At 72.0% G+C, this 12782-nt stretch carries 11 protein-coding genes; 5 read left to right on the forward strand and 6 right to left on the reverse strand.

Annotated elements, in window-relative coordinates; genetic code table 11:
* Positions 1-4: 4 nt before the first annotated feature.
* Positions 5-670, reverse strand: a complete 666-nt coding sequence (locus tag ABZU74_RS15895; protein WP_355423829.1) for a class F sortase — start codon at positions 668-670, stop codon at positions 5-7.
* A 172-nt stretch (positions 671-842) separates the two neighbouring features.
* A complete protein-coding gene (locus tag ABZU74_RS15900; RefSeq protein WP_355423832.1) occupies positions 843-1514 on the reverse strand; it encodes a hypothetical protein in 672 nt (223 codons plus the stop codon).
* 208 nt (positions 1515-1722) lie between these two features.
* Here ABZU74_RS15900 and trmB point away from each other — a divergent pair, with 208 nt between their 5' ends.
* The 5 genes from trmB to ABZU74_RS15925 all read left to right on the forward strand — a co-directional run bounded on the left by trmB (position 1723) and on the right by ABZU74_RS15925 (position 8496).
* Positions 1723-2352 (forward strand): tRNA (guanosine(46)-N7)-methyltransferase TrmB, encoded by a 630-nt coding sequence (trmB, locus tag ABZU74_RS15905; protein ID WP_355423657.1) that lies wholly within the window; start codon positions 1723-1725, stop codon positions 2350-2352.
* 112 nt (positions 2353-2464) lie between these two features.
* Positions 2465-4978, forward strand: a complete 2514-nt coding sequence (locus tag ABZU74_RS15910) for a DEAD/DEAH box helicase (RefSeq protein ID WP_266303080.1) — start codon at positions 2465-2467, stop codon at positions 4976-4978.
* A gap of 299 nt (positions 4979-5277) precedes the next feature.
* Entirely contained in the window at positions 5278-6501 is a 1224-nt protein-coding gene (locus ABZU74_RS15915) for an MFS transporter (protein ID WP_355423660.1), read from the forward strand.
* A gap of 246 nt (positions 6502-6747) precedes the next feature.
* On the forward strand, positions 6748-7392 hold the full coding sequence (locus ABZU74_RS15920) for a hypothetical protein (RefSeq protein WP_355423663.1): 645 nt from the start codon (positions 6748-6750) through the stop codon (positions 7390-7392).
* Between the two features lie 198 nt (positions 7393-7590).
* The gene (locus ABZU74_RS15925) at positions 7591-8496 is read left to right on the forward strand and encodes a hypothetical protein (RefSeq protein WP_355423666.1); all 906 of its coding nucleotides are present in this window, start codon (positions 7591-7593) and stop codon (positions 8494-8496) included.
* A gap of 154 nt (positions 8497-8650) precedes the next feature.
* Here ABZU74_RS15925 and ABZU74_RS15930 read toward each other — a convergent pair whose 3' ends face one another.
* From ABZU74_RS15930 to ABZU74_RS15945, 4 genes are read right to left on the reverse strand one after another with little or no spacing between them, the layout of a single operon-like run.
* Positions 8651-9598 (reverse strand): iron-siderophore ABC transporter substrate-binding protein, encoded by a 948-nt coding sequence (locus tag ABZU74_RS15930; RefSeq protein ID WP_355423669.1) that lies wholly within the window; start codon positions 9596-9598, stop codon positions 8651-8653.
* Positions 9598-10500, reverse strand: a complete 903-nt coding sequence (locus tag ABZU74_RS15935) for an ABC transporter ATP-binding protein (RefSeq protein ID WP_355423671.1) — start codon at positions 10498-10500, stop codon at positions 9598-9600. The genes ABZU74_RS15930 and ABZU74_RS15935 overlap by 1 nt, the downstream gene beginning before the upstream one ends.
* 19 nt (positions 10501-10519) lie before the next feature.
* Positions 10520-11683, reverse strand: a complete 1164-nt coding sequence (locus ABZU74_RS15940; protein ID WP_355423674.1) for an iron ABC transporter permease — start codon at positions 11681-11683, stop codon at positions 10520-10522.
* Complete coding sequence (locus ABZU74_RS15945; RefSeq protein ID WP_355423676.1) at positions 11680-12726, reverse strand: iron ABC transporter permease; 1047 nt, start codon at positions 12724-12726, stop codon at positions 11680-11682. Before ABZU74_RS15945 ends, ABZU74_RS15940 begins: the two co-directional genes overlap by 4 nt.
* Positions 12727-12782 lie beyond the last annotated feature (56 nt).

Genomic DNA, 12782 nt, shown 5'->3' on the forward strand with positions numbered 1-12782 from the left:
GGTCTCAGGACTTGCGGGAGGACTGGAGGGTGGCGAAGGCGATGACGTTGTCGGCGTAGCCGGTGCGGCCCCCGATGAACTGCCCGCCGCAGGTGATCAACCGCAGCCCGGGCGGCCCGTCATGGCCGTAGATCCGTTCGGCGGGCAACTGGTCCTTCGGGAAGTGCTCGACGGTGTCGACCCGGAACACCACCACCGACTCGTCCGCCCGGGCCACCTCGATCAGGTCCCCGGGGTGCAGCTTTCCCAGGTCGTAGAAGACCGACGGGCCGGTCTTCGTGTCCACATGCCCGACGATCACCGCCGGGCCAGGCTCACCGGGGGTGGGCCCACGGTCGTACCAACCGGTCTCGTTGTGCTTCTCCAACGGCGGTACGGCGATCGAGCCGTCCCGCGCCTGCCCGACGGGTGCGACCGGCGCCGCCACCTTGATCGCCGGTACCGAGAGGCGCACCGGGCGACTGGCCGACAACCCGACCGACTCACTGCGGGCCGGCTGGTCACCGCCGGTCGGTGCCAGGTCGAACGGCCCGACCGAACGGCCCAGCCCGGCCCCGGTGGCGAAGACCCCGGCCAACACCAACACCACGGCCAACGGTACGGACCAGGGACTGCGGCCGGTCGGACGACTACGCCGGGGGGCGACGACGGTCGGCGGACGTGCCGCCACCGACGGGCGCTCAGACTCCGGCGCCCGCTGGGGATCCGACGGACGGTCCGAGCCCGGCCAGCCGTCGTCCAGAGGCAGCCGAACATCATCGGGCGGCGAGGCGGGACGGCCGGCGAACGGCTGGCGTGAACCGGCCGGCGGCGGCGTGGGGCGGAAGATCTCCATGGCGGGCTCAGCGCCGGGTGGCGGCTCGGGGACGGCGCAGCGCCATCACGGCGACGATCAGGCCGGCGATGGTCAGCGCCGCGCCGCCGGGCAGCAGCAGCTTGCCGGTCATCCCGCCGCTGCTCCCCCCGAAGCCTGTTGCCGGACCCCGGCTGGGCTGGTTGGGGATCTTCTTGACCACCTGGAGCATGGTCGAGGCGGTCTCCCCATCGCGGCACTCCAGCTTGACCCGGTAGTTGCCGGGGCGGGTGCGTTCGCGCACCATCGGCGCGGCGGTGAGCACCCCGCGCTGCGGCTGCACGCCGACCGCCCCGAAGGCGTCCGAGACGACCGTGGCGCCCACCGAGTTGTCCCGACAACTGGCCCGGATGCCGACCAGGTAGCCCGGCTGCACGGTGCTGGGGCTCACCTCGACGAAGATGTCCAACGACGGCGCCGGTTGGGGCGCGCCGCCGGGCGGCCCTTCCGGCTGCGGCCAGGGCGCAGCACCGGCAGCGCGTTCGGACACGGCGAGAGCGGCGGCGGCAGGCTGGGGCGCGACGGCGACTCCACGCTCGGACACCGCAGAAACGGCGACGGCTCGCTGGGGTGCCGCGAGGGCGGGTGCGGCGGCCAGCAGCGGGCCGGCGAACACGGCCGCCAGCGACAGGGTCACAACGCCGCGGGTCACTGTCACGATGCCCCCTCTCGACGCCGTGCGGTCGGGTCGGGCAATGGAGCGCCCGACCTGCCGTACCAGTTGGATCCTCTCATTTCTGGTCGCACATCACATCCGATCCGCCGGCGGCGTCGCGTACGCTCGGGTCGCTGTGACCGCCACCGACCATGACCCCGCCGTCCCGCCCGTGAGCCGGATGATCCGCACGTTTCACCCCCGCCGGGGTCGAATGAGCGACCGGCAGACCGACGCGCTGAGCCGGCTCTGGCCCGCGTACGGCCTGGATGTGCCGGACGGACCTGTGGTGCCCGTCGACCTGGCCGACCTGTTCGGTCGCCGGGCGCCCGTCGTGCTGGAGATCGGCTCGGGCATGGGCGACAGCACCGCTGCGATGGCTGCCGCCGACCCTGATCGAGATTATCTGGCGGTCGAGGTGCACACGCCGGGAATCGCCAACCTGCTCGACCTGGTGGAGCGCGGTGGCCTGCGCAACGTGCGGGTGGCGCAGGGCGACGCGTTGTCCCTGGTCAACGGCCTGCCCGAGGGCGTGCTGGACGCTGTGCACGTCTTCTTCCCGGACCCGTGGCCGAAGTCCCGCCACCACAAGCGGCGGATCATCCAGCCGGCGCACGTGGCGCTGCTGCGGTCCCGGCTGCGGGCCGGCGGCGTGCTGCACTGCGCGACCGACTGGGCGGAGTACGCCGAGGCGATGCGGGAGACCCTCGACGCGGACCCGGAGCTGGTGGACGCGTACGGCGGCTTCGCGCCGCGTCCGGCGTACCGCCCGGTGACGAAGTTCGAACGGCGGGCGATCACGGCCGGTCGGCCGGTCGCCGACCTGCTGTACCGCCGACGGTGACCGTCGAAACGCCCGGATCGGAACGCGGCAACACGTTCCGGGCGCCCGGACGGGGGTCCGGTGCGGGCCGGGTTGGCGTACCGGGGCATGATCCAGGCACCATGGACAGGCTATGACGCTCACCGCCGCGCTGCCGACAAGCGCCGACCCCGACACCCTCTTCGACGCGTTCGCCGGCTGGGCGAAGGAGCGCGGCCTCGACCTCTACCCCCATCAGGAAGAGGCGGTCATCGAGATCGTCTCCGGCGCCAACCTGATCATGAACACGCCCACCGGCTCGGGTAAGAGCCTGGTGGCGATCGCCGCGCACTTCGCGGCCCTCGCCGACAGCCGGACGACCTTCTACACCGCGCCGATCAAGGCCCTGGTGTCGGAGAAGTTCTTCGCGCTCTGCGAGGTCTTCGGCGCCGAGAACGTCGGCATGCTCACCGGCGACGCCAGCGTCAACGCCGACGCCCCGATCATCTGCTGCACGGCGGAGATCCTGGCGAACCTGGCGCTGCGCGAGGGCACGAAGGCCGACGTCGGCCAGGTGATCATGGACGAGTTCCACTTCTACGCCGAGCCCGACCGGGGCTGGGCGTGGCAGGTGCCGATCATCGAGCTGCCGCAGGCCCAGTTCATCCTGATGTCGGCCACCCTGGGGGACACCACCCGCTTCGTCGACGACCTGACCCGGCGCACCGGGCGGCCCACCGCCGTCGTGCGCACGGCGGAGCGGCCGGTCCCGCTCATCTTCTCGTACGCGATGACGCCGCTGCACGAGACACTCGAGGAGCTGCTGGAGACCAAGCAGGCCCCGGTGTACGTGGTGCACTTCACCCAGGCCGCCGCACTGGAACGCGCTCAGGCGCTGACCAGCGTCAACGTCTGCACCCGCGCCGAGAAGGACATGATCGCCGAGGCGATCGGTGGTTTCCGGTTCACCGCCGGCTTCGGCAAGACGCTCTCCCGGCTGGTCCGGCACGGCATCGGCGTGCACCACGCCGGCATGCTGCCGAAGTACCGCCGCCTGGTGGAGACCCTCGCCCAGGCCGGCCTACTCAAGGTCATCTGCGGCACCGACACCCTCGGCGTCGGCATCAACGTGCCGATCCGCACCGTGCTGTTCACCGGCCTGTCCAAGTACGACGGGGTGCGCACCCGGCTGCTGAAGAACCGGGAGTTCCACCAGATCGCCGGGCGGGCCGGCCGGGCCGGCTACGACACCATCGGCCGGGTCGTGGTGCAGGCTCCCGAGCACGTCATCGACAACGAGAAGGCCCTCGCCAAGGCCGGCGACGACCCGAAGAAGCGGCGCAAGGTGGTCCGCAAGAAGCCGCCGGAGGGCTCGATCGGCTGGGGCCAGCCCACCTTCGACCGACTCGTCGACGCCGAGCCGGAGCCGTTGACCTCCAGCTTCCAGGTCAGCCACTCGATGCTGCTCAACGTCATCGGCCGGCCCGGGGACGCGTTCACCGCCATGCGGCACCTGCTCACCGACAACCACGAGGAGCCCGCCGCGCAGCGCCGGCACATCCGCCGGGCGATCGCCATCTACCGGGCGCTGCGGGCCGGCGGGGTCGTCGAGGAACTGCCCGAGCCGGACGAGACCGGCCGGCGGATCCGGCTCACCGTCGACCTCCAGCTCGACTTCGCCCTCAACCAGCCGCTCTCCCCCCTGGCCCTGGCCACCATCGAGCTGCTCGACGCCGAGTCCCCGTCGTACGCGCTCGACGTGCTGAGCGTGATCGAGTCGATCCTCGACGACCCCCGGCAGATCCTCTCCGCGCAGCAGTTCAAGGCGCGCGGCGAGGCGGTCGCCGCCATGAAGGCCGAAGGCATCGAGTACGAGGCGCGCCTCGAACTGCTCGACGAGGTCACCCACCCGAAGCCCCTGGCCGAGCTGCTGGAGGCCGCGTATGAGATGTACCGGCAGGGCCACCCGTGGGTCGCCGACCACCAGCTCTCCCCCAAGGCCGTGGTTCGCGACATGTACGAGCGGGCCATGACCTTCACCGAGTACGTGCAGTTCTACGGGCTGACCCGCTCGGAGGGGCTCGTCCTGCGCTACCTGGCCGACGCGTACAAGACGCTGCGCCAGACCGTGCCCGAGGACGCCAAGACCGAGGAGCTGATCGACCTCATCGAGTGGCTGGGCGAGCTGGTCCGCCAGGTCGACTCCAGCCTGATCGACGAGTGGGAGCGGCTCCGCAACCCGTCGGACGTGGCCGAGGTGGCCCAGGCGCACGCCGCCCTGACGGATCGACCCCCGGCGGTGACGCGCAACGCGCGGGCGTTCCGGGTGCTGGTGCGCAACGCGCTGTTCCGCCGGGTCGAGTTGGCCGCGCTGCGCCGCTGGGACCTGCTCGCCGAGTTGGACGCCGAGGACGGCTGGGACTACGACGCGTGGGCGGACGCGCTCGCGCCGTACTTCGAGGAGTACGACTCGATCGGCGTCGGGCCGGACGCCCGGGGTCCGGCACTGCTCATGATCGAGCAGGGACGGGAGCGGTGGACCGTCCGGCAGAGCTTCGACGACCCCAACGGCGACCACGACTGGGGCATCAGCGCCGAGATCGACCTGGCGGCCTCGGACGAGGTTGGCGCGGCGGTGGTTCGGATCACGGACGTCGGCCAGCTCTGAGGTGCCGTCCCCGGAGGCGGGATTGGCCGCCGCCGGCCGCTCGGGTAGTGGCCCGTACGCCCGCCGACTGTCCCTCCGGTCAGTCGGGTGAGCCGGCGGATGTCAGACGGTGAACCAGAGCCGACGGCGACGAGCCACGACCACCAGGGTGACGCCCACGACCAGCAACAGGACCGCGCCGGCGACCACGCCGCCGGAACTCCTCGCGCCGCGGCGCGGAACTGTACAGCCACTCCGCCTTCCAGGCGCTCACCGGATCGTGATGATCACGATGCCGACTGGAACACTAAAGTAAGGGAATGACAGCGGAGCGGCCCCTTACCTTATGGGCGGGACGCGCGGCCGCGCTGCTGGGCATCGTGCTCGTCGCGCTGACCCTGCGCCAGACGGTTGCGGTGATGTCACCGATCCTCGACGACATCCGGGCGGACATCCCGATATCGAACATCGGCGCCGGGCTGCTCGGCACGTTGCCACCGATCCTGCTGGCGGTATCGGGGTTCGTCGCGCCACGCGTCGCCCGCGGCATCGGCCTCGACGGCGGCATCGTGCTGGCGCTGCTGCTCATGACCGTCGGCCATCTCGTGCGCGCGGCCGCCCCGGGCTACGCGGTGCTGCTCGTCGGCAGTGTCGTCGCGCTCGCCGGAACGGGCATCGGAAATGTGCTGCTGCCGCCGGTCGTGCGGCGCTACTTCCCCGACCGGGTAGCGCTCCTGACCGCCGTCTACGTCTGCATCCTGGGCGTGAGCACGGCCCTGCCCGCCGCGGTCGCCGCCCCGGTCGCCGAGCAGGTCGGGTGGCGGTTCTCGCTCGGCATCTGGGCGGTGAGCCCGGTGGTCGCGCTCGTTCCGTGGCTCGTCACCATCGCGCGGGAGCGCCGCCGCCGACTCTCGGATGCCGACACCGTCGAGTCCTCGCCCACCACCCTCGTCACGCGACTGTGGCGGTCCCGCACGGCGTTATCGATCACCGCCGTGTTCTCGACCAGCACGATCCTTACCTACGCGTGCTTCGCGTGGCTGCCCGAGATCCTCGGCGACATCGCCGGCTCGACGCCGACCGAAGCTGGTGTGCTGCTCGCCGTCACCGGCATCATCAGTGCGCCCATCGCGCTCGTTGCGCCCCTGCTCGTCACGCGGCTGCAGGGTGCCGGCCGGCTGATCGCCGTCGGTATCGCCAGCTTCGCGCTCGGCTATCTCGGCCTACTGCTCGCGCCCACGACCCTCACACTGCTCTGGGTGCTGCTTATCGGCTCGGGTTCGATCCTGTTCCCGGTCAGCCTCGTGCTCATCAACGTACGCACCCGAACCCACGGCGGCACCGTCGCGCTGAGCGGCTTTGCCCAGGGGGTCGCGTACGCGCTCGGCGCGCTCGGTCCGCTGCTCGTCGGGCTGCTGCACGACGTGAGCGGCGGGTGGACCCTTCCGCTGCTGTTTCTGCTCGCCGTCGCCCTCGTGGCGGCCATCCCGGCGTTCAAGCTGGCCAAGCCCACATTCGTCGAGGACGAGCTGTCCCGCCCGTAATCCAGCCGAGAGTCATGATCACGGTTCGATGCGCGCCTGTTCGTCTTCTCTCAAGCGCGCCCATCTCCGGGACGGTGCCGCTGGACACCTACGAACGGACGGAGACCGGGCCGCTGGCCAACTCGATCGGACTGGCCACCTATCGGCGGACGGGACAGCGGTCCACCCCTCAACTTCTCTGGGCAATGTCAGACCCGTCGATTAGAATGTATGTACTAATAGAGATCCTGACCTGGGAGGACGCCCGTGACCGCGCCCACCTCCACGCCGCTCACCCCCTACGCCACACTGCTCGGTTTCACCCGCTACGTCGACCGCACCGGCCCCACCAAGGCGACCTTCGTCGGCGGGCTGCGCAAGCAGCGCGCCAGCCGATCCGGCTTCAACCCGCACGGCCAGTTCGTCAAAGCGCTCAAGGCCGACATCGCCTTCCACACCGGCGGCACCCACCTGGCCGGGGTGGCCGACATCGTCAAGCCACGGTGGCGCCCGCTCTACCAGGCGCTCGTCCCCGGCGCCACGGCCTGGCTGCACTCCCTCGGCGAGCCGGCCGCCGTCGATCTCGCCCAGACCCGCGACGCCCTGGCCATGCTGGGCGACCTGCCCGTCAAGATCAACCCCCATTTCGGGGTACGCCACGCCGACGGCCGCGCCGAAGCGGTCCGCCTGCACTTCGACGAGGCCTCACCGAGTGAGGAGTCGGTTCTCGCCACCCTGCACCTGATGGCCCGACACATGGACGCGGTTCTCCCGCACGCCGAGCCCGTCCTGGTCGACGTCCGCCGAGGTCAGGCCCACCGCATGCCCAGCGACGCCAAGCCCGAGCAGATCGAACGATGGCTCTCCGGCGAAGCCGCCGCCTTCCGCGCCATCTGGTCCACCGCCGCCTGACCCAACCCCACCCTCAGCCCTCCCACCCGGCAAGATCGCGCTCGATCCAGGATGTAGTGGTCTCCGCTTCTCGGGGAGGCCACTACATCCATGTTCGAGCGCGATCATGGGGAGAACCGCACACGCTGACGCCGGTGTGCTGACGGTAGTTATCCACAGGGGCAGCGTGACGCCACGGGATTCGACCAGCCTGAAGCCATGCCGAAAGCTCCTCGTCGGCCGCCGCAGTTGCGAGGTCGGGTCTTCCGTGGCTCGACCGCCGTCTCGCGGGGCCTACTAACCCGCAATGACCTCCGCAGCTCGGCGTGGCGGCCGCTCTTCCGGGACGTCTACGCCGATGCCCAGGTCACAGTCACCCACACCATCAGGTGCGCCGCCATCGGGCGCTGGTTGGTCCCGCGCGGTGCCGCCATCGCGGGGCGTGCTGCCGCCGGCCTCTACGGCTGCACACAGCCGAACGCGGACGAGCCGGTCGACGTCCTCGTTCCCGCCACCACCCGGATCGGCCCGAGCGCCGGCATCCGGGTCCACCACGCGGAGATCGACTCCGGCGACACCGTGGACCGGGCCGGGGTCAGGGTGACCAGCCCGGCGCGTACCTGTTGGGACCTGGCCCGCTGGCTCGACGTGATCGAGGCGGTGGTCGTCATCGACGGCATGCTGGCGAGCCGGCTGACGACCGCGCCAGCCCTGCGCGAGTACGCGCTGAGCCGGGCCGGACGACGCGGCTGGCGGTCGCTGCTACGCGCGGTCGACCTGGCCGACGCGGGCGCCGAGTCCCCTCAGGAGTCCCGTACCCGGGTGCGGCTGGTGCTCGCCGGCCTGCCGAAACCGGAGACGCAGTGGGTCGTGGCCGAGCAGGGCCGGTTCGTGGCCCGGTTGGACCTGGCCTGGCCGCAGTTCAAGGTCGCGGTGGAGTACGACGGACTATGGCACGACGACCCCGAGCAGTTCCATCGGGACCGGCAACGCCTCAACCGACTGCTCGGCGGCGACTGGATCGTGCTCCACCTGACCGCCAAACGCCTCCGGGAGGACTTCGACGGGTTCCTCGCCGAGGTCCGGGCCGCCTTGCGGGCCCGCTCGGGCACCGCTCCTCGATGACAGTGATCGCGCTCGAACATGGAAGTAGTGGCCTCCCCGTCGAGGGAGGCCACTACTTCATGGATCGAGCACGATCATGACCGGCGCGCGGGGTGCGCGAGGTGCCCGGGCGCGCGAGGTGCCCGGGTGCGCGGGTGGGTGTGGTGGTGACGTCTCAGCTGGCGGGGAGGTACTTGGCCAGGTCGTCGAGGATCTTGTTGGCGGCGCCGACGCCGATGCCGGTCATCCAGACCTCGTCGGAGACGGGGTACGCCTTGCCGGCCTTGACCGCGCCGAGGCCCTTCCAGAGCGTCCCGCCGGCGACCTTGGTCTGCTCGGCGGCGGCCTTGTCGCCGTACGCGGTCACGAAGATGACGTCACCGTCGACCTCGTTGAGCCGCTCGGGGCTGACCAGGTCGAAGCGCTTGTCCTCTTTGTTGGCGAGCAGCTGCCGCTCGGGGCGGCCCAGTCCGGTGTCGCCGATGACGATGCCGGAGAACGAGTCCGGGCCGTACACCCGGATGTTGCCGGGCAGGAACCGCACGATGGAGACCTTGCGGTTGGCGGCGTCGCCGAGGGTCGCGCCGAAGTCCTTGGCCCGCTTCTCGTACGCGGCGAGCAGGTCCTTGGCCTGCTGCTCGCGGCCGAGTGCCTTGCCGTCGAGGAGGAGGTTCTCCTTCCAGGTGATGCCCACCTTGTCGGTGAAGACGGTCGGCGCGATGGCGGCCAGTTCGTCGTAGAACTTCTCCTGGCGGAACTTGCTGCCGAGGATGAGGTCCGGCTTCAGTGCGTTGATCGCCTCCAGGTCGGGCTCGGTGAGCACCCCGACCTCCTTGATGCCGGCGAGCTTGTCCGCGCCGAAGTACGTCGGCCAGCTCTTCGCCTCACCGGCGGTGGCCGCGCCGACGGGCGTGATGCCCAGCGAGAGCGCCGTGTCGATCTTGTCGGTGTCGAGCACGACGACGCGCTTGGGCTCGGCCGGAACCTTGGTGGTGCCCATGGCGTGGGTGATCTCCCGGGTCTCCCCGGTGGTGGTGCCGGCGACGGGGTCGCTCTCACCGCAGGCGGTGAGGCCGGCACCGAGGGCGACGGCCGCGGCGAGAGCGGCGACGAGACGACGCATCAGAGTCCTTTCGAGGGGTGCGAGCCGGCGAGCGGGTTGGCCGCGTCGCCGGTGGCGGGTCGGGCGTCCGGTACGGACGCCGTCGACGAATCGGGGTCTTCCGCAGCAGCGGGAGTCGGAGAGTTGCCGCCGGTGTACGCGGGGACCACCAGCGGTGCGCCGGTCACCGGGCAGGGCACTACCACGCAGGCCAGGCCGAAGACGTCGCGGACCAGGTCGGCGGTGAGGATCTCCCGGGGCGGTCCGGCGGCGACCACGGCGCCGGCGCGCATGGCGACCAGGTGGTCGGCGTAGCGGGCGGCCTGGTTCAGGTCGTGCAGCACGGCGACCACGGTCCGGCCGCGCTCGGAGCGCAGCCGGTGCAGGAGGTCCAACACCTCCACCTGGTGGGCCAGGTCGAGGAAGGTGGTCGGCTCGTCCAGCAGCAGGGCGTCGGTGTCCTGGGCGAGGGTCATGGCGATCCACACCCGTTGCCGTTGACCGCCGGAGAGGCTGTCCACCGGCCGGTCGGCCAGGTCGGTGACGTCGGCGAGGGCCATCGCCTGGTCCACCGCGGCGCCGTCCTCCGCCGACCACTGCCGCCACCACCGCTGGTAGGGCTGTCGTCCGCGCCCGACCAGGTCCGCCACCGTGACGCCCTCGGGCACCAGCGGGCTCTGCGGCAGGACCCCGAGGCGGCGGGCGACCTCCCGGGTCGGCAGGTCGCGGATCGCGGTGCCGTCCAGCAGCACCGTGCCCCGCCGTGGGGTGAGCAGCCGGGCCATGGTGCGCAGCAGGGTCGACTTGCCGCACGCGTTGGGCCCGACGATCACGGTGAACGCGTCGGTGGGCAGGTCGAGGTCGAGCCCGTCGAGCACCGTCCGCTCGTCGTAGCCGGCGACCAGGTCGCGGGTGGAGAGCATCACACGACTCCTTGAGGCGTCACGACGACCGCCGTCGGCCGCGCAGCAGCAGGAAGATCAGGTACGGGCCGCCGATCGCGGCGGTCAGCACACCGGCGGGTAGTTGGGTGGGTGCGAACAGCCGCCGGCCGGCCAGGTCGGCCAGCACCAGCAGGAGGGCGCCGAGCAGCGCCGCGCAGACCAGCGGTGGTCGTTCGGCGCGTACCAGTCGACGGGCCACCTGCGGGGCGACCAGCGCCACGAAGTCGACGGCGCCGACCTGGGCGGTGACCATGGCGGCGACGAGCACGCCGGTGCCGGCGAGGCCGATCCGGCGGGCCACCGGGCGCAGCCCGACGCCCCGGGCGGTGTCGTCGTCCAGGGCGGTGCTGTTCAGCGCCCAGCCGGCCCAGGCCAGCACCGGCAGCAGCACCAGCAGGGTGCCGGCGATCCAGGCGGCCTCGGTCCAGCCCTTGCCGGCCAGGGTGCCGATCAGCCAGATCTGCGCGCGCAGCCCGTCGATCGGGTCGGCGGTGAGCATGACCACCTCGGTGAGCGCCCGGAAGCCGAACGCGACCGCCACCCCGGCGAGCACGAACCGCTGCGCGGCCAGCCCGTGCCGGGCGCCGAGGGAGAACAGCAACACTGCCGCGAGCAGGCCGCCCACCAGGGCGGTGGGCGCCACCAGGACCGCGGCCATTCCGCTGGTCAGGGCCACGGTCGCGGCGAGGCCGGCGCCCTGGGTGATGCCGATGACGTCCGGGCTGGCGAGCGGGTTGCGGGCCACGCTCTGGATCAGCGTGCCGGCCACGCCGAAGGCGGCGCCGGCCACGGCAGCCAGCACGACCCGCGGCAGCCGAAGATCAAAAACCACGAGGTCGTACGGCGTGCCGGCACCGGAGAGGGAGCGCAGCACGTCGGCCGGGGCGACGTACGGGGTGCCCAGCGAGAGGCTGAGCACGACGGCCAGCAGGAGCAGCACTGTCAGCGCGGCGGCCACCAGCACCGCGCGACGGCGGATCAGCAGGCTGACCGGGCCGACCCGCAGCAGCGACCGCCCGGGCAGGCGGGCACCGTCGGCACCAGCCGAGCCGGAGGCCACGACGGCCGACAAGCCAGCGGAGCGAGTCGCGCCAGCGCGACCGGCCGAGCCCGACGGGCCGGACGGGTCGGCGGGGACGGAGGGACGGTGGGTGGTGGTCACGCGGTCACCACCCGGGCGCGGCGGACCAGCACGGCCAGCAGTGGCGCGCCGATCAGCGCGGTGACGATCCCGGCCGGGATCTCGCCGGGCGGGGCGACGAGCCGACCGACGATGTCGGCGGCGAGCAGCAGCGCCGGCCCGAGCAGGGCGGAGACGGCGAGGGTCCAGCGGTGGTCCGCGCCGACCAGGGCGCGCGCCAGGTGCGGAACGGCAAGCCCGACGAACGCGACAGGTCCGGCGGCGGCCACCGCCGCGCCGGTCAGCAACACGGCGGCGAGGCCACCACCGAGGCGGACCAGGCCGATCCGGTGGCCGAGACCGCGGGCCACATCGTCGCCGAGGGCCAGCGCGTCCAGCCCCCGGGCCGCCAGGGCAGCCAGCACCAACCCGGCGAGGACGAACGGCAGCACCTGCGCGGCGACCGACAGGTCCCGGCCGGCCAGCCCGCCGACCACCCAGAAGCGGTACTCCTCGAAGGTGCGGGCGTCGATGCTGAGCAGCGCGTACACCCCGGAGGCCAGGCTGGCGTCGAGCGCCGCGCCGACCAGCGCGAGGGTGACCGGGCTGGCGCCCTCGCGGGCGCGGGTGGCGATGGCGAAGACCAGCAGCCCGGCGATCAGGGCTCCGGCGATGCCGAACCAGACGTACCCGGCGAGCGTGCCGACGCCGAAGACGGAGATCGCGAGCACCACCCCGAACGACGCGCCCGCGCTGATGCCCAGGATGCGCGGCTCGGCGAGGGGGTTGCGGGTGAGCGCCTGGAACAGCACTCCCGCCACGGCGAGCGCGAGCCCGACCGCGAGGCCGAGCGCGGTCCGTGGCATCCGCAGCTCACGGACGATGGTGCTGGCGTCGCCGCCGTCGGGTGCGACGAGCGCGTGCCAGACCTGGTCGACGCCGAGTTGTCGGCTGCCGAGCGCGAAGCTGGCCAGCACGGTGAGCAACAGCACCAGCGCGGCCGCGACGGTGACGGCCACCCGGCGGCCGGTGCGGGTGCCGGACCGGTTGCGGGCCGGGGTAGGCCGGGTGGCGAGGGTCGTCACGAGTCTCCTGCACGTTCACGCTTAGGTTCGCCTAACCTTAGCCGAGCTGCAGAAAG

The organism is Micromonospora sp. NPDC005171, from assembly GCF_040608575.1.
Classification (GTDB): domain Bacteria; phylum Actinomycetota; class Actinomycetes; order Mycobacteriales; family Micromonosporaceae; genus Micromonospora.